Here is a 25,926-nt window from a genome sequence, read left to right as displayed (position 1 = left end):
GAATAGAAAAATATTCTTCTTCCTTCTTCCTTCTTCCTTCTTCCTCCTGACTCCTGACTCCTGACTCCTGAATTCTTACTTATTAGTAATCCGATATCTAGTATAGAATCAAGCTGAATACTGTTCGGTTAAGAATATCCACTATTTCTATTTTTAGCCTTAACCGAAAAGTATTGTCATTTTATGGGATATTATTCACATAAATTCCCTGCATCATTCATGAATAAGGTTTTTTAATTTGTGTAAGTCCTAATTTTAATTTGCGCTGATCAAATTTATAGCCCTTCAAGCATAAGCCTAAAGCACCAAAAATTAATAAGCTAAAACCAGTATATGGCTCATTAACTGTTGTAATACTGACTCTATTAATTCCGAAACCACGTTGTGGTGAGGAAGTATTAAAAACTAAGCTTTTGATGTTGGCTGTATCGCTGGTTACACCTAAAAAGACAGCTGAATTATCACGTGTGCCAGAAGAAATTCCTGGAATAGAAAATGTTCCAAGTAAGTTGTTCCCATCATCAAATGCTGATATAAAAACTTCATAATCTATATTTTCGCTACCACTCGCAGCAATTTGAGTTCCAGCAGCTTTAACATTTTTATCAAAAAAAATCGTTAGAGGGTTGGGATTTCCAGTGGGAACAACAGTAGGACTAAAACCTGTAAATAAAAGAAAATCACCAGGAGCAAAGTTAGTTTGAATTGGTGGGTTATTTTGAAAAATAAATGGAGGAGTAATATCTCCTCCTGCTGACGGAATATTTACGCTTATCCCTAAACCATGAGAAGATTGACCTGAAAATGAATATGGAAGAAAGTCACTAGGATTGGGAGCAAAAGGGTTTAATACTTTTCCTAAACTTGACCATTCGATTTGGTCATTACTTTGTAAAGCGTTCCGATCTTGGACTAGGGTAATCGCACGAACTGGCGATGAAAAAAGCGTTGCTAAAGTAATAAATGCAGCTAGTTTAACTGTGCTAACTAATTTGCTACTAGAAGCCCTTAAAGTTTGATTTGACATCAGAATCTGTATTGAGATATTTAATGATTTATACTATGGCATTTATTAATGCCTTTCTAGTGTATAACTACTTACTTGTTTAATTTATTATGGTTTTTTTATCAGTATTTTTGCTGTTTTCCAAAAAATATTTCCGACAAAGATTGTAGAGACGAAAGAAGGGTTGGCACATATCTTTCACCAATCCCTAACGAATAGAATTCGTGGCTACACAAACTAAGTCCGCCTGCGCGGACTCACGGAAAACCAGTGGTTTCAAACCCGCGTAGGCGGGTTTTGTCTGTGTAGCCGTGACTTCCAGTCGCCAGGTGCAAGATGTGAGTAGACAAATTGGACATGAATGGACTCTGTTGATAGCAATAAAATTAAGTGATTGGACAAAATATTTACAGTCATTGCGATCGCTCTTTCTGTCTGACTACTTAGGGCTTAAGAACGGCAGCACAGCTTAATGATTGTTGCACCTGAGCAGGAGAATCTGCAATTAACTCAATTTTGCCTTGGGTGTTGCGATGCCAAGAAGTGGCTTGGATAAAAGTTTCTGAAGATTTTGGTATTTGTGCCGTGACTGCGCTATTTCCACGATATGCAGAGATATCACGGATATCACTCCAAGAGCCTAGGTGTAGCCAGTTGTAGACATCGCTCCTCGCTTGTTGATTGGGATTTTGAGGTATCCCACCCCGTCCTGTGGCGACAAAACTGCTGCCAGTATTATCAGCACAACCTGTAGCTATTTGTTGTGATGGGTCTGTCACATTCTCTGGTAATTCCACTAAACCAGAACTGGGGTCAACGCCAAAATTATTAATATCTACTGTACCACTAAGTCCAAATTGAGAACTAGCTGTAATATCGTTTTCCGAAGTGAGTTTGTTGCGGTATTTTAACCCGAATATGCCTTGGGTTGTGATGTTAATATTACCGCCATTACCTTGGACTGCATTGGCGACGATATCACTATTTTCTAATCCCAGAATGATGGGGGAGTTGATGGTGATGTTGCCTCCATTGCCAATACCACCTGCATTAGTAACCAGTGAACTACCATGACGCATGATCAAGTCGTTTGCTTGAACAAAAACGTTACCACCTTCCCCCTCAGCAGTAGCGGCGGTAAGACTACCACCATTGTCGAGTCGGATGGAACCCGCATTAACTTCAAGTTTTCCGGCATCGCCAACACTTTGATGATCAACCCCTACAATCGCCCCATCTGTAATCTGCAAGTGCGAGGTATTGAGGATGAGTTTGCCCGTATTACCTGTGATCACATCTGGTAATCCAAATAGTTGTCGAATGGGTGGTGCAAGCAATTCTCCTCTAGCACCAATTCGACTAGGAAGACCAGAAATACTACCGACTCCACTGACTTCAACACTGTCTGAAACATTGATGGATAAATCTCCGCCATTGCCACTATTTACGGTAGAGGCAACTATACCTCCTCCATCTCGTAACCTCAGTCTAGGGGTGTTAATAGTTAATTGACCCGCATTTGCTTGGCTAAACGTGCCTGCTACTATTACACTTGCAGCCAAGTTTTGTGGGTTTTCTCCGATCACTTCGATGAAGTCAGAAGCATTAATCGTGGTATTGCCTCCTACGCCATTTCCCCAGGGAGAATTGCCAATTACAGCACCATCTAAAATCTGTAATTTGTTGGTAACTACTCGAATATCACCACTTTTCCCAGAACCTCTGGTAATTGTGTTAAGTGAACTGGCAAATCCGCTAATCGGTGATAGTCCCACAATCTGAAGTAAATCCCCGATTTCGACAGAGATATTACTTCCTGCACCTTGACCAAAATTGATTCCATGAAGTGCGCCCCCATTTTTGAGGAATACTTGTGAGGCAGAAACCAGGATATTACCCCCTCCACCATCGCTGAAGTTATCAGCACGCAACATACTTTGCGGAAATCCATTGGTGCCAAATCCCCACAGTGTTAACGACTCACTCGCATTAATGCTGATATCGCCGGAATTGCCACTTCCTTGATTAACTAATAAGGCCGCAGAAGCATCATTCAAGCTAATATTTCGACCTTGGAAGTGAATAGAACCCGCAGGAGTCCCACTGGCATCAGTAAGGGATTGATGGGAAAGCTGAATATTACCAAATTGCTGGAGATTGCCATAATCAAAACTCCAAATAGGAACTGAGGTGTTGAGATTAACTGTGCCATTACTGGCGCTACCAAGTTCAATATGTCCAGAAGGTGCATTTAACACGCCACCATCTAAAGCGATTTCTCCCCCTACTAATGCTAGGGTATTGTCAGAGTTAACGCTTAACCCCAGCGGATTATTGCTGCGATCTGGAGAAGATATCAAAGGGTGAATCAGGAATGTCAAACGATGTCCGGTGTTCTGAACGGTAATTGCACCGGGATTACTTCCCATCTGCAAACCCACAGGTATACTCATAGTCAGTAAGGGGCTACCTGAAGCATTCTCAGCACTAAAATCTACACCATCGCTAAACTTAATACTATTTGCTGTTGTCCCCACAAAGGAGCCGCCAATATTCAACGAGGCATTTTCACCAAATACAATTCCCGCTGGATTCATTAAAAATAAACTGACTGGATGATTACTGTTGAGAGTTTGAATCAAGCCATCAATATGAGAAATATTTCCACCTGTAACTCGACTAAATATAGTTGTAATGTTGGGCGTATTGGTTAAATCAAAGTTAGCAGAACTACCTGTTGGCACAGAGAAGTTGCTGAAACTATGAAATAAATTATTACCTTTTTCAATACCATTAAGAATATTAAAATTATTGCCATTTGGGTTCACAATGGTGTGAGTTGTTCCATCAGATGTGACTTGAGCGATACTTATGGTCGGCTTCGCCATCGCACCGCTTATCGCTGTTAGCATGATCCCTGGAGTTAATAACCCCGTTGTTAACATAAATAAAAAGGGTACAACTCTCATGAATAATAATTTCCTTGACTTGATTAATGTAGAAATATCACTATCAGACCCAGTGAGCAGATGTAGTCCATCGTAGAATCGCTCCTGATTTCCTGAGTTGGATTTTATTAATTTGGGAAAAGGTTAAAGGTTTTTCTTCCCCCTTCCCCTTTCCCTCATCACCTTGCATCCTCTTAGAAACAAAGACCGTTTCTGCTATCTGAAATGTTCATGGTTGGGGTGGTCAGATTGCTTGTTGATTGCCTCTTTTAAAATGGTGAATAGCTCACTGAAAAGTACAAACCATTTTCTTGGAGACTGCTCTTTTCACCCTCTACGGAAACCAGTGGAATACCCCAATCTAGGCGGGCTGAGAAGTTATTACCCTGTTTCCACAGCAGGCCTAAGCCGGTACCCACCAAGGTACTTGTTGATGGATTATCACCTTTGGTGTTCCAACCTTGACCCACATCAATAAAAGGTGTTAGTTGCAGTACTCCACCAATTTTAGCGGCACGCACTATCGGCAACCGAAATTCTGCTGAAAACAACAATCCATTATCTGTAAGTAATGTGTCTTGGCGATAGCCCCGCACACTAATCTGTCCACCAAGACCAAATTGCTCTAATGGTACTAGGGAATCTGCTGCTAATTGCAAATCGCCTCTGACTAAAAACAAGGTGTCAGATGCCAACTTTCGTACCCACTGTGCCTGTCCTCGCCAGGCGAAAAAGCGGCTATCTGGAGCATTGTCACTGACGTTGGCTCCGAACCAATCTACACCAAGGCTAAATTGCGATCGCGCTGCAAAGACTTGGCTGGTGCTGCGCTGGGTATAATCTTGAAAAAAGCGTAGGGCAGATATGTTAGTTTTACCGTCGGCATCTGCACCGGGTGATAAAGGAAACCCACCAATATTATCCAGACCTAATTCAGTTTGGCTTTCTTGGCGGGAGAATGATAGCCCCATTGCTAGTTCCTGAGTTGGCTTTTGTATCAGTGGTTGCCGATAACCCAATTCGTAAGATGTGGTATTTGATTGAATATCCAGGACGCTGAATGGTTCTTCAATTACGCGGTTCCAACCCTGGTTAAAACCAAAAGATAGAGTGCCATTGTGGGCATTAATCGGCAGTCTGTAATTTACATTGATGGCATTACTACCATCGCTATTGGCGTATCCCACGCTGAGGGTATCACCTAAACCGAGTAAATTGGCTTCTTGGAGATCCACTCCGCGACGAAAACTGCCCACACTAGGCGATCGCCCATTATCTATAGTTGTGGTGAGGGAAAAGGTGTCGGCTTCTTGCACTTCGACTTGCAAGATATTGGTTCCCGGACTTACACCCATCTGTAACTCAGCTGAGAGGTTTTGAATGCGCGGATCGAGGCGGAGTAGTTGTAATTTTTCCATTAAGCGCGGCACATTCAGGGGTTTTCCTGCCCCTATTTGAATGCGATCGCGAATGTATCCAGTCTGTAATCGCCGATTACCAGTGATTTTGATTTCTTGCAGACTACCTTCGATTACTTGAATTTTGACTGTCCCAGCTTCTAGTGTCTGCGGTGTAATTAACGCCCCTGTGGTGACATAACCTTTGTCAGTGTAGAGCTTGGTGATGACATCTTTGATTTGTAACAACTCTACAAATGTTAATTCCTTGCCCACGAAAGGCTCTGTAATTGCGGCAAACTGCTCTGGTGTGAAAACTGTACTCCCAACAACTTCGATGCGATCGACTTGAAATTTGGCATTAGAGTCATCCTGTCCCGGTATTGATTGATCCGGTAGTTCCAAGGGAGGAAGTAGTTGTTCAGTTTCTGACGGCTGTGGTAGCACATCCGATGGTAAGGGATTGATCTCTGATGGTAGTGAAGTGGGATTGGGAGTTTGAGCAATCGCTTGTTGATAGTTACACAGCAAAGTTGCAACAACAAAGCTGCAAGCGAAAAGTTTTCTCTCAGGGATAATACTTAAATTAATATTAAATATTTTTGTAAAAAAACCAGATACTCTCTCAAATGCTTCTAGTCGTTCTTTGACTTCCTTTTCCCGAACATATAATTTTTCGGGAATAGTCAAGTGATGCCTAGGACGGGCTACACCTACGCTAATATCTCGCTTTCGTAACACAAAAGATTCGATGACTACAGGTTTTCGATCAGTTTCTCGATACCCTCGACAAACCAGTGTTCTGGAACCATTGTAGAGTTTTTCAGTGATCTGATATCCGGGAATACTAAACATATTGGTAAATCGGTAGTGGTAAACACCAGAACTAACCCTTTCAGGGTGCATTAATCTTCTGTATTCTTTGGGCTAGAATTTTAACAGTGGAGACATGAGATTTGTTCTTGAGGTAAGTCTTTTTTGGTTGAGCAATCATCACGATTAGGTTGCTCTAAGCTTACCTTGACGCAGCACGTTTTCAACAGATGTCTATCACCTACACTTAACATAATGTTTTAATCAAACAGTATACCCCTATCGCTTTAATGTAACTAAAAGAAAATTGTCCTTGCGCTTGCCAAGTTATACTTTGAGGCTGTCCGATGATAAAGTAGCCTTTTTGACTAGCATATCAAAGAACAATAACTTGCTAGTATACTGCTCTTTCGTACTATTCTCAAACCTAGATTTCTCACAAAGAGATAAAAATAAGGAGTTGAAAATTGCGAAATTGTATATGTAGAGAGCATTTCATGAAATATAAAGCATGACCACAATAATAACAGATTTTATACCAAAGTGGTAATTTGGTGGTGTCATTGAAGTATAAGTTTTGTCTACTGTGTGGGAAATCTGATTGCAGGAGAGTGGAAAATCAGGTAAGTGTTTACACTTAAAATGCGAGTTGTAGCACGTAAGTACTCAATTATAAATACCTATGGATTTGTTTTGCCGTTTAAACATATATATGCTCGACTTAATCTAAAATCAACTCCAAAATTTTCTATTTCACTCTATTCTCTATTCTTTCTCTGAAAAGAATTTTTGCATTGTTAAAATAGCATTTGCAATATGAAATATTATTCTTGTCTGTTTTTTCAAAACAAGAAAACCCAAAAAATATTCATGCTCATAATTTTGTTTCAAAAGCAAAATAGATATGATCGAGTAATTCATCTATATTATCATTTCCCCAGATATAAGACTTTTGATATTTAGAAATAATGAACCAAAAATGAGAATATATAAATTTAATTTCTTTCTTTATTTTCTGCAACTATTTCTTGTGTGATAAAAATTAAATTTTCTTTTGATAAATATGCTTTTATATACACAGTTATTAGCCGCACAATAACACATTTTTCCCTGATTCGCTCACTTTGTCTCTAGCGGTAATAGAATAAGAGCTATATACTTGTAAAGCCTACCAAGAACAAAAGGTTAAGGTTAAGTAGCAGATTTGACAGATTTGAAACACCAAAACTCTGTATCCAGAAGACATTAGTAGCATTTTAGAAGTTCGTAAAAGTTAAAAAGAGAATAAATATTAAGTAAGATATACACGGTTTCACAAAGAAACAGTATTACCTATTTTCTGTTGAAGAGAAGTAATAATTTCAGGAGTTAATTCTGTTTCTGGTTGTACTACTTCACGTTCAGATAGAACTGATTTAATTTGACTTTTGGAGGTTTTTATTAAACCTTGTAACAGTGTTTTAAAGTTTTGATTACTAGCTGTATTAGTTGTCATAATTTGATATTTGGTTATTTGAAAACTTGATTGCTAATCTATTTATCAGATTGAGTACCTCTAATTCATTTTTTATTTTTTCCTGATCTTCATTGTCCTCTATATTAATTTCAGTGAATTTTGTATTCGCTAATAAAGTTATATAATCGGTGTCATTTGGTAATAAATAGTTGATATAAATCCCTTCTCTATCATTCCCAACTAGAAAATTGCTAGAATAGTAGTCATCAGATATACGTTTTGATAATGCTTTTTTCGTTAAAATTTCTTCAATAAGCAAAGCTGTTGATTCAGTAATTTCTTGATGATTATATTTATCTGTTATCTTATTTGGCTTTGAAACATAAGGATATAACTCGGCTTTATTATCATATTGAATTGGTAAAATAATAAAACCTTTTGAAGCTACTTCTACTATTTTTTTAGAGGGAATTTGTGAATTATATGGAGTTAATAAAATTCCTTGACATTTAACTTTGAGTTTAGTTGGTAAATGATTAGATATCTCAGTTTGTAAAATTTCTTTGAGTCTTAAAATTTGTTCAATTCCATTTTCTAAAGAGTTGTGATTCTTACCTTTCATTTCAATAATCGTGCAAATGCAAGATTTAGAATCAATATAAAGAGACATATAATCTGGACGCTTTAATGTTTGATTTCTAATCAGAGGATCATTTCTTCTATCTATTTCAAATAAAATACATATAGCTTGATTTTGAGAATCTAATGTTATCCGAAAATGTACTCCACTTTCTTTAGGAACACTTCTTCCTGGTACGGTACAGAACACTAGGAGATTTTCTAGAAAGTTAAAATTTTGCCAGTCGAGTTTATCTTTTTTGTCTTTGAGAATTTGAGCAGGACTATTCTTCTGTTTCATCTGCTTTTTCTTGTCCTGCTTCATAAATTTGAAAAAACTTTTGTTGAATATCTACAGAAACATCACTTAAAGTATCCCATCTTATACCATAATCTGGATCATTTAATGAAACTAGTTTATTGTCTTTCATTTCATACGCACTAACTTTATCCATAGGTAAAAATGCTCTTTCATCTTGAAGATATAGAGATGAAGATTGACGTTTTAATATTTCAGGATGTTCATGATTACCATTAACTAAATTATTCAGATGTGCCATAATATATGGACTATGGGTAGTGAGTAAAATTCTCACACCAAGATTAACAAGAATAGATAATGCTTCCAGCAGCTTTGCTTGTGATTCTGGGTGTAAGTTCATTTCTGGTTCATCTATTACCAGAAAATCACCTTTACTTGCACGATATCTTAAATATAACAGTAATGGTGCAAGTTGTTTTATAGAAGATGACGCATTATATAAGTCAATCTCTAAACCTTTTTTGACTAAAACTTTTATTTCTTTTCCACGCAGCTTAGTAGGTTTTAAATTAGTTTTATTTTTGTTCTGTAGCTGTTTTTCAATTTCATCGGCTAACTTTTGAAATTCATTCTGTTCGTTTGAATTAATTTTCACTTCTTCTTGAAGTTCTATTTCAGTTAGAAAATCAAAAAAATCTTCTACTGGTTTTGGATAACGAATATCACCTTGTTCTTTTAGTAGTTCAATTTGTTTGTCTGAACTACTATTAATCAATAATTCTCTTTGAGTTTCCTTAAGAAGTCTATAACGCCTATTTGCTAATATCTTATAGGTATTTATAAAAGCATTCCGTTCGGCAGGAAAAGGAAAAATTTTAGCAGAGAAAATTATCTGTTTAATAACATCAATAAAATATATTTCTGGCGTATTTGTTTGATGATAATCCTGGAAATACTCTATTAGCATCCTAGTTTGATTTATATTATTTTCCCCATTATTAGATTGAAGCCTGAAGAATAACTTATTATTTTGACGACTAAGTTTTAGTTTTATAGGAATTCCGTATTCCAAATACAAAATTTCCAAGTGGAAAGATTCTTGCTGAGTTAATATATTTATCGCATCTTCTACTTCTTGACGAGAAATTATAATTGAAAATAATGTTTTAGAGAAAAGTTTATGACTTGAATCCTGAAAGAATGATTCTAAAGAACTTCCTTGGAAACTTTTTGCCATTTCTTCAGCATCTCTGATAAAAAAATCAAGTAGATTATTATCTATTTGCAGTGACCAACCACCATGATCTTCCTCTTTGAAGTCTAATTGACCTTTATAAATATTCAAAGTTCGTGTCACACGCTGCCACAAACCATATGTAGAATAAGCAATATAAGTTTTACCTGAGTTATTAGGTCCAATAATTACTGTTAGAGGACGCAAATCTAACTCTGTTTCTTGAATACATCCTAAGTTTGAAAATTTGATTTTCATTTTTTGCCTATATTCCCAATATAAAATATTATTTTAGCATCAAGTCCGTTAATACAGTATCTCCTGTATAAAATGAGGTGCTATGTGTGTTATCTAAAAAATTTATCAGATTTTATTATTGATTCGATTACTGATTTTTTCAAAGTCAACATTCTCACCACAAAATCATCATAATCTTCTTCGGGATATTTAGGATTAGGTTTTGACTCAGTTATACCAGACATACTAAGTATACGCATCGTATCCATAAAAGAATATATATCCTTTGTTGTAATAATGTTTTTACTCAATAAAGAATAAATCTCTTTTAGCTCTTTAAAATGCTCTGTTAATGATATTTCTCTAGCAGATGAAAAACTTGTTTCTAACCTACGATTAAAAATATCTTGCAAATCGTTATAGTCAGCCGTTTCCGAACTTGAATTTTTACGAATATAGATCAAATTTTTCTTGATACCTTCCCCATCTTTTTTAGACAGGAAAGGAATATACTCTGGTGTATATTCAACAATAACTACTCGAAATGATTTACCTATTATTTTTGTGTATTCAGCTTCATTGAAACTAACATCATGTACAGAACGAATTAATTTGTCAGGTAAATAAGCTTCAATTTTTTTTGAAAATTCAGTCTTGTCATCTAATTGAAGTCCTACAGATTCAAATTTACCATTCTCTGTTTCTTTAACTCCAAAAATAATTACACCACCTGATTTATTTGCCATTGCTATAATATGCTTGGCTAAAATTTGCGGAGCAATTAATTCAAATTCACTTTTAAAATCTAAATCATCATGTTCACCCGTATGATCAATTAATAATTGACGCAATGATTCACGACTGGGATTTTCAAAAAAAACTGCAAAAGCTTCTTTAAGTCCTTTTCTCTTTTCAGTAGTCATAAAAAGTTATTCAATAAAATATGCTTTTCTCTAAACGGTTATTAGCCACACTATAACATCCCCCATGAGACATTTTTTGCTTTATTTTCTCACATTGTCCCTAGTGGTAATAGAATAATAACGATGCCTACGGCGAGTGAAGCGATCGCTTTATAAAGCCTACCAAGAGCAAAAGGTAGGGATTAAGTAGCAGATTTGACAGAAGTAGAACACCAAAACTCTGTATCCAGAAGAGATTACTGAAAAGCGAAGTAAAAATTTTTATGGTTTCCCAAATTCGGTTTTTAATGTGCGCTCCTGACCATTATGATGTGGATTATGTGATTAATCCTTGGATGGAAGGGAATATTCACAAGTCATCACGCGATCGCGCTGTGGAACAATGGAATAAGTTATACAATGTCATTAACAATCACGCCATTGTCGATTTAGTTGCACCAGAGAAAGGTTGGCCTGATATGGTATTTAGTGCCAATGCAGGTTTAGTCCTCGGTGAAAACGTCGTTCTCAGCCGCTTTCTACATAAAGAACGCCAAGGTGAAGAACCGCATTTTCAACATTGGTTTGAACAAAACGGTTATAATGTTTACACTCTTCCTAAAGACCTGCCCTTTGAAGGTGCTGGTGACGCACTCCTAGACAGAGAAGGGCGTTGGTTATGGGCTGGATACGGTTTCCGGTCAGAATTAGATTCTCACCCCTACCTGGCTAAATGGCTGGACATTGAGGTGATTTCTCTGCGGTTGATGGATGAACGTTTTTATCACCTGGATACTTGCTTTTGTCCTTTAGCAAATGGTTATTTGCTGTATTATCCTGGTGCGTTTGATTCCTACTCTAACCGCGTGATTGAAATGCGTGTCGCACCTGAAAAGCGCATAGCCATTACTGAAGCTGATGCTGTTAACTTCGCTTGTAATGCGGTGAATGTGGAAAGCATCGTGATTATGAACAAAGCCAGTGAGAGTTTAAAATCACGTTTGGCGCAAGTTGGTTTTCAAGTCATTGAAACACCTTTAACCGAATTTCTCAAAGCGGGTGGTGCGGCTAAATGCTTGACTTTGCGGGTAACAGAACCAATCGGCGAAGAAATTCACGCTAATGTATCTGTAGAAAGTCGTGTCATTCGCATGGAAGGACACTTACTAGATGCGGGTTTGATTAACCGTGCTTTAGATTTGATTGTGGAAATGGGGGGAAGTTTCCAAGTTCTCAAATTCAACTTGGGAGAACAACGTCAAAGTACATCTGCGGCTGAGGTGAGGGTATCTGCACCATCCCATGAGGTGATGGAAGAAATTATCTCGCAGTTGATTGATTTGGGTGCGGTTGATTTACCCCAAGATGAACGAGATTCTAAGTTAGAACCTGTGGTACAAGCGGGTGTAGCACCTGATGATTTTTATGTCAGCACGATTTATCCGACAGAAATCCGGGTAAATGGGGAATGGCTGAAGGTGCAGAATCAACGCATGGATGGCGCGATCGCAATTTCTCAAACTGCTAATGGTATTGTAGCTAAGTGTAAACTGCTGCGTGATTTGGAAATCGGCGACAAAGTAGTTGTTGATGTTTTAGGTATCCGCACCGTCCGCAAAGCCGAATCACGAGAACAACGCAACTCCCAAGAATTCAGCTTTATGTCTTCTGGTGTTTCCAGCGAAAGACGGGTGGAATTAGTCGTGGAACAAGTGGCTTGGGAATTACGGAAAATTAAGGATAGCGGTGGTAAAGTCGTTGTTACGGCTGGGCCTGTGGTGATTCATACGGGCGGTGGTGAGCATTTATGTCGGTTAGTTCGGGAAGGTTACGTTCAAGGTCTTTTGGGCGGAAATGCGATCGCAGTCCATGATATGGAACAAAATCTGCTGGGAACATCCCTGGGTGTAGACATGAAGCGGGGTGTAGCTGTACGAGGTGGACACCGACATCATTTGAAGGTAATTAACACTGTCCGTCGTTTTGGTAGCATTGCGAAAGCTGTAGAGGCGGGAGTGGTGAAGAGTGGGGTAATGTATGAATGTGTGAAAAATAACATTCCCTTTTCCCTCGCTGGTTCAATTCGGGATGATGGCCCCTTACCAGATACCCAAATGAACCTGATTTTAGCACAACAGGAATATTCTCAAATCATCCAAGGTGCAGATATGATTTTGATGCTGTCTTCCATGCTGCATTCTATTGGGGTAGGGAATATGACTCCAGCGGGTGTGAAGATGGTCTGTGTGGACATTAACCCAGCGGTAGTGACTAAATTGAGCGATCGCGGTTCGATAGAATCTGTAGGTGTGGTGACAGATGTGGGTTTATTCCTCAGTCTGTTAACTCAGCAATTGGATAAGTTGACAAGTCCTTATGTCGCTAATGTAGGTTAGGAAATATCTCACGCAGAGACGCAAAGGCGCAAAGGGTTTTTCTGTGCGTTTTTGTGTCTTTGTTTGGTAGTTTTCTCACGCAGAGGCGCTCCAGTCGCAGAGAGTTATAATATAAAAACACTAAGAAAAGGAGATAATTAGTAATGTTACAAACTGTGAAAGGAAGCTATAAAAATAGAAAAATTGAGTTAGCTGAGATTCCGAAAAATATATTGGAAAGTGAAGTTTTAATTACTTTTATAGAAAGTAAAAAACCAGAAAATATTGCTGTCAAAAGTTCAACAACAGAATTATTTAGTCCCCTCCGTGGTAAGGTTCAATATTTTGAAGATATCACCACACCCACAACTGAAGAATGGGGCGAAATATGACTTTCGTTTTAGATACTTGTGCCTTAATTTGGTGGAGTCTTGATCCAGATAAACTTTCTCTTAAAGCAAAATCAGCTTGTGAAAAGATGGAAGTGGAAAAAAATGGTTTGGTTTTTATAATTCAGTTATTTGGTAAAATTTAATATTTTTCAGGTATATTGTAGATATTAATCCGGCAGTAGTGACTAAATTGAGCGATCGCGGTTCAATAGAATCTGTAGGTGTGGTGACTGATGTGGGTTTGTTCCTCAGTCTGTTAACTCAGCAATTAGATAAGTTGACAAGTCCTTATGTCGCTAATGTAGGTTAAGAAAAAGCACAAAATATTGAAACCCACCTGCGTGGGTTTTGTTTGTGTAGCCGCGAATTACATTCGCCTGGTGTAATAGGTTAAGGAATATCTCACGCAAAGGCGCAAAGACGCAAAGGAAGAAAGATGCAAAGGGTAGTTTTGTCAAGAGGGTTACAGGTTAATTGGGTGAGTTTTTTTGCTGATTTCCTGTTAGCTGGAATGGTTTTTGGTCCCCTTGTTGCTCCTTTTTTGGCTGCGTCTGGTGTGTTTTTGCTTCCGGGTATTGCGGACATTATTTACTTTATGGGTAATCATGTTTGTCCGCAGCCTACTATGGGTTTGGAGTTATCGTCACCTTTTATTATGGCGGTATGTATGCGCTGTTATGGGACGGTATCAGGTTTGTTAATTACTCGGATTTTGTATGCTTTAACTGGTGGAAAAGGTGTTTTTTGGTTAAGTCAATATGGTTGGAATGGTGCTGCTTTTGCTAGTATTTTAATGATGGCTTATCCGTTGGAGTTAGCAGCGCAAGTTTTCGGTTTATGGGATTTTAACAATTATATTGTTACGCCTTTTGGTTTAATTACAGGTTTAGCTTGGGGTTTATTTACTATGCCAATTCTGCACAAGTGGAAAGAGGCACAAACCAGTTAGATTGAATCTACCACTGCCACGACCATATATAATATTCGTTAGCATTTTTACTTCCTTTGATGAAAACAACGTGATTTAAGTCACGCACCCTGCATAACTACTAAAGAATTTTAATAATTGATTATTTGAAGATAGAGGAAAAGCGTTTTCTTGGTTTTCTTAACAATCAATAACTCTCTAATTCATCTCCTTTTTTAAAAGTCCTGCATTTCCAGTTGACTAGCAACTTTAGTAAAGTTAACAACCGAATTTTTTAGCTCCATATATTCTTGCGTAGTCAGGTTGTAGTTGTCGTAGTATTGTTTTAAGAAACTGAGCAACGACAATTTCACAGATTCGATTTTTGCCCTTGTCCTAGCCGCCATCATCGCTTGAGATAAACTAGGATAAATATGGTTATTGCTAATCCCTATTTCTTCATTAGGCATCCAACACTTGAATATATAGCCTTTTGATAAGGGGATTAATTCAATTAACCAGCCATAATATGAATCTTTCCATTTCATTGACAAACTCTTTATGGGTTTAACAATCATTTGCACTATCAGCATATAACCTATATATGCAATTACCGTGCAGGATTTGTGCAGAATTTGTGCAGATAAAATATTATAGAGGGCTGTATGATGTTGGTGAACCTATTTTTCTCTAACAATGGACTTAATAAATCAAGCCGCTGAGATATTAATATCTAGTAGAGCAATTCATTAATCGTCTCTACATTTAAAATATTACTGATAAATTCTCTAGGAATTTGTATCAGTTGAGACGATATCCCAAACCATGAACTGTTTCAATCAAGGTTTCTGGCGCACCTAAGAGCCTTAATTTTTGACGAAGACACTTAATATGAGACCTTACTGTTTCGTCTACAGGAGAGTCATCAACAGACCAAACTTGCTCAATGATGCTAGAACGACTCAAAACCCTTCTACCATTTGCAACCAGCAATTCCAAAATTGCATATTCTTTGGGAGTTAAGGAGATAAGATGACCGTCATAAGTTGTCTCGTAAGTGCTAGGATTTAACGTTAACTTTCCCCAAGATAAACTTACTGTACTGGCAGCACTACCACGTCTAAGTAAAGCACGTATCCGAGCCATTAATTCTTCTAAATCAAATGGTTTTGCTACATAATCATCTGCACCAGCATCTAAACCAGCAATCTTATCGGCTACCGTATCGCGGGCTGTTAACATCAATATTGGTGCTGTCGAGTTCCGATATGCTGGACTGTTGGTGTTAGTAGTACGTAAGCGGTGACAAAACCTGATTCCATCTAGCTTTGGCAAAGTTACATCTAGCACTACTAAATCATATTTCATTGACTCTGTTGCGTGCCAAGCTGCTTCTCCATCTTTAGCAACATCAATTACATACTGTCTTCTGGTTAAAGCTTCTGTAAGTGCTTCTGCCAGTTGAATATCATCTTCAACTATCAGAATTCGCATAATTTTTCCCTTATTCAATTAGAGGTAATGAGGGAAATATTAACTTAAATTGACTTTATAAATAAATGGATAATTTATGAAATCGTATATTTCAGGAAAATGGATTGCGGCTGGAGTTTCTTTAGCTATATCGCTAATGGCGCTAGTTACCTTCGCTTCATTTAATAACACTACCGAAATTAAGGAAAATGCTAATCAAGTTCAGCATACTTATCAAACTCTCAATACTTTGACAGATTTATATGCAGCTATGACAGTAGCTGAATCAGCACGAAGAGGGTATATATTTTTGGGAAGTAGACAAGATTTAGAGCGTTATGAAAATGCCATAAATAATATAAAAACCAAGGTCAGTTTATTAGAAACTCAAATCCATAATAATATCAATCAAAAACAGAGATTTGCCAGTTTCAAATCATTGGTTAATCAAAGATTAACTCTTTTAGAAAAATCAATACAACTTTATCAACAAGATAAAAATGCATTACAACAGCAAACTAACATTACCGAAGTCAGTGTTAATTTAAGAGAAAAAATTATACCTCTAATTGCAGATATTCAAACTGAAGAACAAAGTTTCCTCAACAGTTCTCTCAATCAGTCGCAACAGAGTATTCACTTACGAATAATTATGGAAATACTAGGAACTATTTTAAGCCTAGTTGTGATTTGCAGTTTATGTTTTATCATTGAGCGTCAAGGAGTAAAACATGAACACATTAAATCTTTGGAAGCTTCCCTTGCTCAAGAAAAAAAAATTGGTGAATTAAAGGTTCAGCTATTTTCTATGATTTCCCATGAATTTCGTACACCTTTAAGTGTAATATTGCTTTCATCTCAGTTATTACGGGAAATTCTGGTGGATTTGGTGGATAAAAAGGAATTAAAAAACCTTGACCGCATTCAGTCTTCAGCAAAGTTGATGAATCACCTATTAACAGATATACTAACTTTGACTAGAGCCGAAGCAGGTAAACTAGATTATAAACCTCAATTAATAAATGTAGAAAACTTTTGTTTAAATCTGCTAGAAGAGGTGCAGATGTTTAGTCGCACAAATCATATCATAAATTTTATCAAAAATGGTCAATTTTTTCGTGCTAATCTAGATGAAAAATTGTTGTACTCTATTCTTAGTAATTTGCTTTTAAATGCCATCAAATATTCGTCATCTGGAGGTAGTATATCCTTGGTTTTAAATTCTCAACCAGATGCTACCATTTTTCAGGTGATAGATGAAGGTATAGGCATTTCTCCAGCGGAACAAGATAAGATTTATGAGCCTTTTTATCGTTGCCAAAATGTTGAAAGCATTGTCGGAACTGGGTTAGGATTGCCAGTTGTGAAAAAATGCGTAGAAAGACACCAGGGAGAAATTTTGGTGGAAAGTAAAGTCGGAGTAGGAACAACTTTTACTGTGAAAATTCCTATAGCTATGTAACAGGGAATAGGAAAAAAGTTATTGTAAGTAATTAGCCAAAGATGATTTCATCATCTTACTTCACAGTTTTAAACCATTCAGTCACCCCATCAGCTAAAGTCTTAGCCATTTTCTTCTGTTCTTGAGAGTTCACTATCTCCTCAAACTCATTAGGGTTACTCATAAAACCTAATTCTAATAATACCGAAGGTGCAGTAGAGGGACGAGTCAAGGCTAAATTATTCCAAAACACGCCATAGGAAGGTTTACGAAGTTTGTTAACTACGTAATTTTGTAAAAATATTGCGAGATTATGTGATTGAGGATGATACCAAAAACTACCGAAACCCTTGGTTTTTTCCGCATCACCATTATCAGGTAGAGAATTATAATGGATGGAAAGAGCGATCGCAGGTTCTTCTTTACTAATGATCTCCTGACGTTCTACCAAAGACACATCCCGGTCATCTTCTCTTGTCATCACCACCTTTGCACCACGCTGTACTAACTCATCCCGCAGTAATTTAGAAACTACTAAATTCACATCTTTTTCTGGATACCCCGTTGGACCAATTGCACCAGATTCTTTGCCACCATGTCCCGGATCAAGTAAGATTTTGATGCCAGATAAGGGTTTTCTATTCTGAATATTCGGTGCATGACGCAGACTCAATACCAGGGTTGTGTTGTCATATCTTAGCTTATAACCCCACTGTTGGAGCTTTTTGAGGTTAAAAGTGTATTTAATCTGATTAGGAGTCACCTGTTGCCAATCTAGGCGAGAAATTAAGGGGTCATCATCCAGACGAATTGTATCTGTTTGGGCAGTAGTATTGTAGAGAGTGAGAGCAAAAGTGCGATCGCTTTGTTCCACACTCACAGGCACAGGCACTTGCAAGGGAAAACGCATCTCCGTTACTCCAGCTAATTGACGATAGCCCACACTGCGAATTACTGTTTGTGGGGGAACTGCACCGGGTATAATTTTGGTTTCCTTACTATTAATCCAAGCCCCATAATCTAACCGTAACCAATCACCTTCTGTACCTGTGACGGTTGCCCTTGTTCCTTGTGGTAAGGGTGTCAGTCGAGAATAATCGGTACTTGTCCCCGTCCGTGCTACACCTGATGCGGCTATTACCTCAGCGACGGCTAACCGTTCTGGGGCTAGAATTTGCACTTTTCCCGAACCAAGTTGGGTGATTGTCTGACCTTTCAATGTCAAACTAAATAGAGGTTGTCCCAAATCCCCAGGATTTGCGACTGTTGTACAACCTTGGTATTTACTAATATTAGAGATAGTAGCCTGATTGCGCCCGGTTAAAATGCTGGAATTAGCGGGTAATTCTGCTTTTGAAGGTTGGGGTAAAAGATTAACAGTTTGACTAGCCAACTTCACAGAAACATTAGCTTGAGGAGGTGCAACGGCACTAAAACAAATCAGTTCTCCAGGCAGTCTAGCAATATCAACAGCAGGAGTCAGCGAATCTTTAGCAAAACCTAACCCATCTGGTAACTGAGGTTGGGTAGAAAGCCTTGTTACCTTAATCTCTCGTTCCTGATTTTGGTAGCGAACTTTAAATATATTTTCTCCCAACTGCAAGGGGAAACTAGGGGCAAAATGACCAGCTTTGCTACGGTTAACAGGTGTACCATTAATTAGGACTTGTCCATCTGCTGGTGCTGTACCGATAAAAAATATTTTTTCTGTACTGGTTTGGTGATTGGCTGGAGGATAAACCACTAAAAGTGATGGTTGTGCTACAGCAACGGAGGAGGGAAAAATAAAGCTAAATGATACTAATCCTAAAAGTTTTTTCACAGCTAAAATACAAAATATTTAATGATAGTAACAGAATAATTCGTAATTCGTAATTCGTAATTCGTAATTACTTTTTCACCATCTTAAACCACTTAGTCACCCCATCAGCAAACGTTTTAGCTAATTTCTTTTGTTGTTGAAGGTTGACTATCTCCTCAAACTCGTCAGCATTAGTCATCAAACGAAATTCTAATAACATTGCAGGTGCAGCACTGGGACGAGTCAAGGCTAAGTTATTCCAAAATACACCAATGGAAGGTTCACGGTGTTTGTTAACTAGGTAGTTATGTAAAAATATAGCGGGGCTGTGTGCCTGGGAATGATACCAAAAACTAACTAAACCCCTAGTTTTTTCGGCATTACCATCATCAGGTAAAAAACTGTAATGGATAGAAAGAGAAATGGTAGGTTCTTCTTGACTAATTATCTCCTGACGTTCCACTAAAGAAACATCTCGATCATCCTCCCTTGTCATCACCACCACTGCACCACGTTGTACCAACTCATCTCGCAGTAATTTAGAAAACACCAAATTTACATCTTTTGCCAAATATCCCTTCATTCCACTTGAACCAGATTCTTTACCGCCATGTCCTGGATCAAGTACAATTTTGATGCCAGATAGAGGCAGGCGTTTTCTGTTGTGAATATTAGGTGCATGGCGCAAACTCAACACCAGGGTTGTGTTGTCATATCTCAGCTTATAACCCCACTGTTGGAGCTTTTTGAGGTTCAAGGTGTACTTGACCTGATTGGGAGTCACCTGTTGCCAATCTAGACGAGAAATGAGGGGGTTGTCATCCAAACGAATGGTATCTGTTTGGGCAGTGGTATTGTGGAGAGTGATACTAAAAGTGCGATAGCGAAGCGCTCCGTAGGAATCACCCTGTTCCACACTCACAGGCACAGCCACTTGTAGGGGAAATAGTATCTCTGTCTCACCTGCACGCTGACGATATCCGACACTACGAATTACTGTTTGTGGCTGCACTGCATCTGGTATAATCTTAGTTTCTTTACTATTAATCCAAGCTCCATAGTCTAAGCGTAACCAATCACCTTCTCTACCTGTAACTGTTGCCCTTGTTCCTTTTGGTAATGGTGTCAGTCGAGAATAATCAGTACTAGGGCCAGTACGAGTCACACCTGATGCTGCTGTTACCTCAGTAACTGGAAGTTGTGCAGGTTCCAGAATTTGAATTTTGCCCTGACCAAGTTGAGTAGCAGTATTACCATTCAATGTCAAACTAAATAGAGGTTGTCCTAAATCGGCAACTTTGGCCACTGTTGTACAGCCTTGATATTTGCTAGGACTAAAGGTAGTTGGCTGATTTCTTCCTATCAATACGCTGGAATTAGCAGGTAATTGAGCCTGTGACGGTTGTAGTGACAAGGGAATTATTTGATTAGCCACCTTGACAGAGACACTAGCTTGAGGAGGTGCAACAGCCCCAAAACAGATCAGTTCTCCCGGTAATCTAGCAATATCGACAGCAGGAGTTAGAGAATCTTTAGCAAAGCCTAAGCCCTCTGGGAATTCTGGTTGAGTGGAAAGCTGTGTTACTTTAATCTCTCGTTCTTGATTTTGGTAACGGAATTTAAATACATTCTCCCCTAACTGCAAAGGTAAACTGGGAGAAAAATGACCAGCCTTGCTGCGTTTAATCGGCTTACCATTAATGAGAACTTGTCTATTTGCTAGTGCTGTACCGATAAAAAAGATTTTTTCTGTACTGGTTTGGTAGTTTGTAGGGGGAAAAACTACTAGAAGAGAACTTTGTGCTAAAGCCACGGAGGAAGTGAAGAGAAAGTTAAATACTACTAATCCTAAGACTTTTTTCACGGCAAAACACAGAAGATTTTACGATGGTGACTGTGAGACAATGAGTAATAAAGGATAAAGAATGAAGCATGAAAAAAAAGCCCATAAATCGGAACAAAACACGTCGATTTATCATTGGGTTACGATTCATCCTTCATACTAATGCAAGTAGTCAGAACGCAAAAGGGATGAAAGCTTGTTTGAGCAGCTTTTAAACCTTTTTTAACTGGTTAGTTAGTTACTTGTGCTATGTTTCACTAGCCTTCAGGTATAGGCTTTATCTTTCCACAGACAGGATGTATTTTTAGAAGTTACTAGAAATTGAAAATACTATGACTAAGTTTATCTTTGTAACTGGAGGCGTTGTTTCCAGTATTGGTAAAGGCATTGTAGCAGCAAGTTTGGGACGATTGCTGAAATCGCGGGATTATTCGGTATCTATTCTCAAACTTGATCCCTATATTAACGTCGATCCAGGTACGATGAGTCCCTTTCAACATGGGGAAGTTTTTGTTACCCAAGATGGTGCAGAAACAGATTTGGACTTGGGACATTACGAACGCTTTACTGATACTTCAATGTCTCGATTAAACAGCGTTACTACTGGCTTGATTTATCAGTCAGTGATTAATAAAGAACGCCGTGGAGACTATAATGGCGGCACTGTACAGGTAATTCCTCATATTACTAATGAAATTAAAGATCGGATTCTGAGAGTTGCTAAAGAAACTAATCCTTCCGCAGTAATTACTGAAATCGGTGGGACTGTGGGCGATATTGAATCACTACCATTTTTAGAAGCAATTCGCCAGTTACGTAAGGAGGTAGGACGGCAGAATGTATTATATATGCACGTTACCTTGTTGCCTTGGATAGCCTCAGCGGGTGAGATGAAAACCAAGCCAACACAACATTCTGTGAAGGAACTTAGATCAATAGGCATTCAACCAGATATTTTAGTATGTCGGAGCGATCGCACTATCCCTGTAGGTTTAAAACAAAAACTCTCAGAATTTTGCGATGTGCCAGTAGAATGTGTCATCGCTGCCCAAGATGCTAGTAGCATCTATGAAGTGCCGCTAATGTTAGAACGGGAAGGACTGGCACACCAAGCCCTAGATTTACTGCAAATGGAACAACGTCAACCCAATTTGACGCAATGGGAAACGATGGTAGAACGGATGTATAGTCCCAAATACAGCATCGAAATTGCCATTGTTGGTAAATATGTGCGTTTAAGTGATGCTTACCTTTCTGTGGTGGAATCCCTACGTCATGCGGCTATTGCTACTCATGGCGATTTGCGTTTGCGGTGGGTAAACTCAGAAGCTTTGGAAAATGAACCCGCAGAAAACTATCTTGCAGGTGTTGATGGTATCGTTGTCCCCGGTGGTTTTGGCAGCCGAGGCATAGATGGTAAAATTGCGGCAATTAAATACGCACGCGATCGCCAAATCCCCTTCTTAGGTTTATGCTTAGGAATGCAATGCTCTGTGATTGAATGGGCGAGAAACGTCCAAGGATTAGTCGATGCTAATAGCGCCGAATTTGATCCTTACACCAGCGATCCAGTTATTAACCTATTACCTGAACAACAGGATGTAGTAGATTTAGGCGGAACAATGCGTTTAGGTCTTTATCCTTGTCGCGTTATACCTGGCACACTAGCCTTTGATTTATATCAAGAAGAAGTAATTTACGAACGTCATCGTCACCGCTATGAATTTAACAACGTTTATCGTAGTCCATTGTTAGATTCTGGCTATGTTATCAGTGGAACTTCTCCCGACGGGCGTTTAGTCGAAATTGTCGAATTACCCAATCATCCATTCTTTCTTGCTTGTCAATTCCATCCAGAATTTCAATCCCGTCCTAGTAGTCCCCATCCTTTATTTAAAGGATTCATGCAAGCTACCATTTCCCGCACTCATCCCACCCCAACCACACCAAAGCCAGTCCAAGTTTTTTAATCCCTCACACCCTCGCCGATTTTGAAGCCCCCGCTGCACCGCTTGCAGTGGTGGGTAGTTCACCTGAAAATACAAAATGTAGCAATAATCAGAATTTGGGTAAAATTACTTTAGGAGATACAAACAAATATGTAGTCTGTGTTGAGGCAATTTTGTGGCTTACTGGGTAAAAATACAAGATCAAAGGAAAGAATACGTAATTAATGTTGACCGTGTAAATACTTTTTGCTATGAAAAGAACGGTAGAATTACCTTTTGGTTACCCAATAGTTACATACCTATAGTTATTAACCCGCACAGTAATTGGGAAGATTATCAGAAGATTTCCAAATATATAGAGTACGCCCAAGGAGTGGAATCAGACAATGCTTATTGGGTAAAAATAACATACGAGAGAAAAGACTATGTAATTAATCTTAACTACATTAGTTCTTTCTGTCAGGAGCAAAATGGTAGATTAACCTTTTGGCTACCAGATATTAATTTTCCTATTATTATTAACCCTACAAATAATGCAGAATCCTACGCAAAGGTTATTTACTACCTACAAAAACACACAGGATTTTATTTTGATAATTTGTAATTGGGTTATTAACCTCCCCATATCACCAATCACTCCCCTATCTTGATCTTCGTCAATGCTAATTTAGCAGCACCTACCATTCCCGCTGAGTTACCAAGTTCTGCTAGTAAAATCTGTAAACCTAAACGCGAAGTAGGTAGAACACGCTTTTCAATTTCTGCTTGCATTGATGGTAGAAAAAATTCAAAACTGGCACTGACACCACCACCAATAATTACTGCTTGTGGTGTGAGAACATATATTAAACTTGTTATACCAATTCCTAAATCCTTGCCATATTCTTGCCAAAAATTCAATGCTTGGGCATCTCCTGCTTGGGCAAGTGCGCCTAATTCTGCTGGTTCTTTACCAGTGCGACGACGAATAGCCGAAATTGCAGTATGCTGTTCCAAAGAACCTTGATTACCACTACTACACATTGGCCCATCGGGATTTAAGGTGATTAAACCTAATTCTGCTGCTGCACCTTGATGACCAACAAATAATTTACCATCAAGAATAATTGCACCACCAACCCCAGTTCCCAAAGTTAGTAAAATCAGATTTGGGAAATTGCGTCCAGCACCTAACCAAGCTTCCCCTAAACCTGCACAGTTAGCATCATTAGCTAAAATGGTTGGTTTTCCAGTTTTTGCTTCTAACCAATCTGCTAAAGGTACATCATGCCATCCTACCAAATTAATGGCAACTTTAGCAATACGTCCAGTTGCGTCAGCAGGGCCAGGAGTTCCTACACCTATAGCTATAGTTTGATTATCTGGGTCAATTTGAGATATGGCATCCACTATTGCAGATAATACGGCTTCTGGCGTTGCCGGTTGGGGAGTATCCACAGTTAAAGATTGTAAACAATTACCATTTTCTGTAAATCGCCCTAGTTTAATTGCAGTTCCCCCCAAATCAATACCAATTACTTGATTACCCATTACCCATTACCAAGTCTATTGATTTTTACTAATAATTCGCACATTCGCCACTGGGTATGAATTATGACTTACCCGTTGCCAATCTGTCACAGGTGCGCCTTTTAAAATACCAGATAAAGCTACAGAAAGCATTAACCCACCCGTTGCAGCAGCAATTAAAGTAATATTATCTTTCACAATAAACTCTTGTATTTGTTAGTTTTCGTTTGCTAGTTGTAAGGGTGTAGTACTGCTGAACCCCTACCGTCAGTTGTTAGTTCTGTTTAGATGATTAATAACCAATGACTATTGCTTATTTTCTCTTCTTAGACGAGGATTTACAAAGTCGTTTAACCCTTCACCAAGTAGTGATAACCCTACAACCATAATTGTCATTGCTAAACCAGGGAAAAGGGTAGTCCACCAGATGCCTGTGGGTAGTGCTTCCAGAGCTTGTTTTAAATCATATCCCCATTCGGGGACTTCTTCAGGTAATCCTAACCCTAAAAATCCTAAACCGCCTAAAACTAATATGGCATCTGCGGCGTTGAGAGTAAAGAGGACGGGAACGCTTTGAATGACGTTAAAAAATAGATAACGTGACAGGACAATCCAGGTAGAAGCGCCCATTGCTTGTGCGGCTTCGATGTAGACTTCGGTTTTGACGCTGACGGTGTGGTTGCGAACTACGCGATAATATTGAGGGATGTAGGCGATACTTATTGCGATCGCAGCATTTAAGATTCCTCTCCCCACCACAAATGCTAGTGTTACGGAAAGTAATAATCCTGGCAAAGTATAAATGCTATCCATGAGGAATAGCAATATTTTATCTAATTTTCCGCCCAAATAGCCACTTACCATCCCCAAAGGTACACCAATTACCATACTTAGTGCAGTAGCCAATATCACTACTTGCAGTGCCGCTTGGACACCAAATATAGTCCGAGAAAAGACATCATAACCTAAACGACTCGTACCAAACCAATGTTTAAGTGAAGGTGCTTCATGAATAGGGTTAGAGAGAAATTCTTTAGGATTTTGTAGCCACCCCCAACCCTGTAATACAGGTGCAAAAAAGGCTAAAAAGATAAAAAATAGAGTCATAGCTAAACCTATCAGCATAAATCGCTGGGATAGGTTAGATTTAGCAAAATTTAAAAAACTCGGTATTTGACGTTTTGTAATGGTCATGGAAAATAAATGACTGGGGCTTAAGACTTGTTCCCAGTCTCAGACTAGGAACGAGATAAACAAGATAAAAAAATATATAATTCTTGTGGGGTGGGCATACTTCGACAAGCTCAGTACAAGTCTTGCCCGCCCATAACAGGCAAGATGCCTGTTCCACAAGAGAAATATC

Annotated in this window: 21 protein-coding genes and 1 pseudogene; 8 read left to right on the top strand and 14 right to left on the bottom strand. The window is 38.5% G+C overall.

The window, feature by feature from the left end; translation table 11 throughout:
- Nucleotides 1–217 precede the first annotated feature (217 nt).
- The 7 genes from ACSQ6I_RS16000 to ACSQ6I_RS15970 all read right to left on the bottom strand — a co-directional run bounded on the left by ACSQ6I_RS16000 (nucleotide 218) and on the right by ACSQ6I_RS15970 (nucleotide 10,894).
- Complete coding sequence (locus ACSQ6I_RS16000) at nucleotides 218–1,027, bottom strand: hypothetical protein (protein WP_438891291.1); 810 nt, start codon at nucleotides 1,025–1,027, stop codon at nucleotides 218–220.
- A 422-nt stretch (nucleotides 1,028–1,449) separates the two neighbouring features.
- Nucleotides 1,450–3,975 carry a two-partner secretion domain-containing protein gene (locus tag ACSQ6I_RS15995; protein ID WP_438891290.1) on the bottom strand — a complete coding sequence of 842 codons (2,526 nt, stop codon included), beginning with the start codon at nucleotides 3,973–3,975 and terminating at the stop codon, nucleotides 1,450–1,452.
- A 248-nt stretch (nucleotides 3,976–4,223) separates the two neighbouring features.
- Nucleotides 4,224–6,257: a ShlB/FhaC/HecB family hemolysin secretion/activation protein gene (locus ACSQ6I_RS15990; RefSeq protein WP_438891289.1), complete on the bottom strand. Its 2,034-nt coding sequence runs from the start codon at nucleotides 6,255–6,257 to the stop codon at nucleotides 4,224–4,226.
- A gap of 1,219 nt (nucleotides 6,258–7,476) precedes the next feature.
- Entirely contained in the window at nucleotides 7,477–7,659 is a 183-nt protein-coding gene (locus ACSQ6I_RS15985) for a hypothetical protein (RefSeq protein WP_438891288.1), read from the bottom strand.
- A complete protein-coding gene (locus tag ACSQ6I_RS15980; RefSeq protein ID WP_438891287.1) occupies nucleotides 7,649–8,539 on the bottom strand; it encodes a hypothetical protein in 891 nt (296 codons plus the stop codon). Before ACSQ6I_RS15980 ends, ACSQ6I_RS15985 begins: the two co-directional genes overlap by 11 nt.
- On the bottom strand, nucleotides 8,523–9,992 hold the full coding sequence (locus ACSQ6I_RS15975) for an AAA family ATPase (RefSeq protein ID WP_438891286.1): 1,470 nt from the start codon (nucleotides 9,990–9,992) through the stop codon (nucleotides 8,523–8,525). Before ACSQ6I_RS15975 ends, ACSQ6I_RS15980 begins: the two co-directional genes overlap by 17 nt.
- A gap of 89 nt (nucleotides 9,993–10,081) precedes the next feature.
- Entirely contained in the window at nucleotides 10,082–10,894 is an 813-nt protein-coding gene (locus ACSQ6I_RS15970; RefSeq protein ID WP_438891285.1) for an AlbA family DNA-binding domain-containing protein, read from the bottom strand.
- Between the two features lie 263 nt (nucleotides 10,895–11,157).
- Here ACSQ6I_RS15970 and argZ point away from each other — a divergent pair, with 263 nt between their 5' ends.
- The 5 genes and pseudogenes from argZ (at nucleotide 11,158) to ACSQ6I_RS15945 (ending at nucleotide 14,589) form a co-directional block, all read left to right on the top strand.
- Nucleotides 11,158–13,269, top strand: a complete 2,112-nt coding sequence (argZ, locus tag ACSQ6I_RS15965; RefSeq protein ID WP_438891284.1) for a bifunctional arginine dihydrolase/ornithine cyclodeaminase — start codon at nucleotides 11,158–11,160, stop codon at nucleotides 13,267–13,269.
- 143 nt (nucleotides 13,270–13,412) lie between these two features.
- The gene (locus tag ACSQ6I_RS15960; protein WP_438891283.1) at nucleotides 13,413–13,640 is read left to right on the top strand and encodes a type II toxin-antitoxin system Phd/YefM family antitoxin; all 228 of its coding nucleotides are present in this window, start codon (nucleotides 13,413–13,415) and stop codon (nucleotides 13,638–13,640) included.
- Nucleotides 13,637–13,783 carry a hypothetical protein gene (locus ACSQ6I_RS15955; RefSeq protein WP_438891282.1) on the top strand — a complete coding sequence of 49 codons (147 nt, stop codon included), beginning with the start codon at nucleotides 13,637–13,639 and terminating at the stop codon, nucleotides 13,781–13,783. The genes ACSQ6I_RS15960 and ACSQ6I_RS15955 overlap by 4 nt, the downstream gene beginning before the upstream one ends.
- A 17-nt stretch (nucleotides 13,784–13,800) precedes the next feature.
- A pseudogene (locus ACSQ6I_RS15950) lies at nucleotides 13,801–13,950 on the top strand (ornithine cyclodeaminase family domain); the annotation flags it as partial.
- 126 nt (nucleotides 13,951–14,076) lie between these two features.
- The gene (locus ACSQ6I_RS15945) at nucleotides 14,077–14,589 is read left to right on the top strand and encodes a DUF2085 domain-containing protein (protein ID WP_438891281.1); all 513 of its coding nucleotides are present in this window, start codon (nucleotides 14,077–14,079) and stop codon (nucleotides 14,587–14,589) included.
- A gap of 194 nt (nucleotides 14,590–14,783) precedes the next feature.
- On the opposite strand, the gene ACSQ6I_RS15940 is transcribed toward ACSQ6I_RS15945, so the two are convergent.
- Both ACSQ6I_RS15940 and ACSQ6I_RS15935 read right to left on the bottom strand, forming a co-directional pair.
- Nucleotides 14,784–15,095, bottom strand: coding sequence for a hypothetical protein (locus tag ACSQ6I_RS15940; protein ID WP_438891280.1), 312 nt, complete (start codon nucleotides 15,093–15,095; stop codon nucleotides 14,784–14,786).
- Nucleotides 15,096–15,348: 253 nt separating this feature from the next.
- Complete coding sequence (locus ACSQ6I_RS15935) at nucleotides 15,349–16,041, bottom strand: response regulator transcription factor (RefSeq protein WP_438891279.1); 693 nt, start codon at nucleotides 16,039–16,041, stop codon at nucleotides 15,349–15,351.
- 76 nt (nucleotides 16,042–16,117) lie between these two features.
- Between ACSQ6I_RS15935 and ACSQ6I_RS15930 the strand changes: the two genes are divergently transcribed.
- The gene (locus ACSQ6I_RS15930) at nucleotides 16,118–17,482 is read left to right on the top strand and encodes a sensor histidine kinase (protein ID WP_438891278.1); all 1,365 of its coding nucleotides are present in this window, start codon (nucleotides 16,118–16,120) and stop codon (nucleotides 17,480–17,482) included.
- 55 nt (nucleotides 17,483–17,537) lie between these two features.
- Here ACSQ6I_RS15930 and ACSQ6I_RS15925 read toward each other — a convergent pair whose 3' ends face one another.
- Nucleotides 17,538–19,283: an N-acetylmuramoyl-L-alanine amidase gene (locus ACSQ6I_RS15925; RefSeq protein WP_438891277.1), complete on the bottom strand. Its 1,746-nt coding sequence runs from the start codon at nucleotides 19,281–19,283 to the stop codon at nucleotides 17,538–17,540.
- 67 nt (nucleotides 19,284–19,350) lie between these two features.
- Complete coding sequence (locus ACSQ6I_RS15920) at nucleotides 19,351–21,126, bottom strand: N-acetylmuramoyl-L-alanine amidase (protein ID WP_438891276.1); 1,776 nt, start codon at nucleotides 21,124–21,126, stop codon at nucleotides 19,351–19,353.
- 311 nt (nucleotides 21,127–21,437) lie between these two features.
- On the opposite strand from ACSQ6I_RS15920, the gene ACSQ6I_RS15915 reads away from it, so the two are divergent.
- Both ACSQ6I_RS15915 and ACSQ6I_RS15910 read left to right on the top strand, forming a co-directional pair.
- Complete coding sequence (locus ACSQ6I_RS15915) at nucleotides 21,438–23,075, top strand: CTP synthase (protein ID WP_438891275.1); 1,638 nt, start codon at nucleotides 21,438–21,440, stop codon at nucleotides 23,073–23,075.
- Nucleotides 23,076–23,229: 154 nt separating this feature from the next.
- On the top strand, nucleotides 23,230–23,658 hold the full coding sequence (locus ACSQ6I_RS15910) for a hypothetical protein (protein WP_438891274.1): 429 nt from the start codon (nucleotides 23,230–23,232) through the stop codon (nucleotides 23,656–23,658).
- 29 nt (nucleotides 23,659–23,687) lie between these two features.
- On the opposite strand, the gene ACSQ6I_RS15905 is transcribed toward ACSQ6I_RS15910, so the two are convergent.
- The 3 genes from ACSQ6I_RS15905 to ACSQ6I_RS15895 form a co-directional block, all read right to left on the bottom strand.
- The gene (locus ACSQ6I_RS15905; protein ID WP_438891273.1) at nucleotides 23,688–24,584 is read right to left on the bottom strand and encodes an ROK family protein; all 897 of its coding nucleotides are present in this window, start codon (nucleotides 24,582–24,584) and stop codon (nucleotides 23,688–23,690) included.
- A gap of 15 nt (nucleotides 24,585–24,599) precedes the next feature.
- Nucleotides 24,600–24,761 (bottom strand): hypothetical protein, encoded by a 162-nt coding sequence (locus ACSQ6I_RS15900; protein WP_438891272.1) that lies wholly within the window; start codon nucleotides 24,759–24,761, stop codon nucleotides 24,600–24,602.
- A gap of 108 nt (nucleotides 24,762–24,869) precedes the next feature.
- On the bottom strand, nucleotides 24,870–25,757 hold the full coding sequence (locus tag ACSQ6I_RS15895) for an ABC transporter permease (protein WP_438891271.1): 888 nt from the start codon (nucleotides 25,755–25,757) through the stop codon (nucleotides 24,870–24,872).
- Nucleotides 25,758–25,926: the final 169 nt, after the last annotated feature.

Origin of the sequence: Anabaena sp. WFMT, assembly GCF_051781005.1 — a bacterium.
Lineage (GTDB): Bacteria > Cyanobacteriota > Cyanobacteriia > Cyanobacteriales > Nostocaceae > Anabaena.
Note: the sequence above shows the minus strand (reverse complement) of the source record. Positions and strands in the feature narration are given on the sequence as shown.

Bases quoted from the DNA above. Each gene is read 5' to 3' on its own strand.
- ACSQ6I_RS15980 (WP_438891287.1), bottom strand. From the start codon at position 8,539: ATGAAACAGAAGAATAGTCCTGCTCAAATTCTCAAAGACAAAAAAGAT.
- ACSQ6I_RS15955 (WP_438891282.1), top strand. From the start codon at position 13,637: ATGACTTTCGTTTTAGATACTTGTGCCTTAATTTGGTGGAGTCTTGAT.
- ACSQ6I_RS15990 (WP_438891289.1), bottom strand. From the start codon at position 6,257: ATGCACCCTGAAAGGGTTAGTTCTGGTGTTTACCACTACCGATTTACC.
- ACSQ6I_RS15945 (WP_438891281.1), top strand. From the start codon at position 14,077: ATGCAAAGGGTAGTTTTGTCAAGAGGGTTACAGGTTAATTGGGTGAGT.
- ACSQ6I_RS16000 (WP_438891291.1), bottom strand. From the start codon at position 1,027: ATGTCAAATCAAACTTTAAGGGCTTCTAGTAGCAAATTAGTTAGCACA.
- ACSQ6I_RS15930 (WP_438891278.1), top strand. From the start codon at position 16,118: ATGAAATCGTATATTTCAGGAAAATGGATTGCGGCTGGAGTTTCTTTA.
- ACSQ6I_RS15985 (WP_438891288.1), bottom strand. From the start codon at position 7,659: ATGACAACTAATACAGCTAGTAATCAAAACTTTAAAACACTGTTACAA.
- ACSQ6I_RS15960 (WP_438891283.1), top strand. From the start codon at position 13,413: ATGTTACAAACTGTGAAAGGAAGCTATAAAAATAGAAAAATTGAGTTA.
- ACSQ6I_RS15995 (WP_438891290.1), bottom strand. From the start codon at position 3,975: ATGAGAGTTGTACCCTTTTTATTTATGTTAACAACGGGGTTATTAACT.
- argZ (WP_438891284.1), top strand. From the start codon at position 11,158: ATGGTTTCCCAAATTCGGTTTTTAATGTGCGCTCCTGACCATTATGAT.
- ACSQ6I_RS15940 (WP_438891280.1), bottom strand. From the start codon at position 15,095: ATGAAATGGAAAGATTCATATTATGGCTGGTTAATTGAATTAATCCCC.
- ACSQ6I_RS15935 (WP_438891279.1), bottom strand. From the start codon at position 16,041: ATGCGAATTCTGATAGTTGAAGATGATATTCAACTGGCAGAAGCACTT.
- ACSQ6I_RS15895 (WP_438891271.1), bottom strand. From the start codon at position 25,757: ATGACCATTACAAAACGTCAAATACCGAGTTTTTTAAATTTTGCTAAA.
- ACSQ6I_RS15975 (WP_438891286.1), bottom strand. From the start codon at position 9,992: ATGAAAATCAAATTTTCAAACTTAGGATGTATTCAAGAAACAGAGTTA.
- ACSQ6I_RS15915 (WP_438891275.1), top strand. From the start codon at position 21,438: ATGACTAAGTTTATCTTTGTAACTGGAGGCGTTGTTTCCAGTATTGGT.
- ACSQ6I_RS15970 (WP_438891285.1), bottom strand. From the start codon at position 10,894: ATGACTACTGAAAAGAGAAAAGGACTTAAAGAAGCTTTTGCAGTTTTT.
- ACSQ6I_RS15905 (WP_438891273.1), bottom strand. From the start codon at position 24,584: ATGGGTAATCAAGTAATTGGTATTGATTTGGGGGGAACTGCAATTAAA.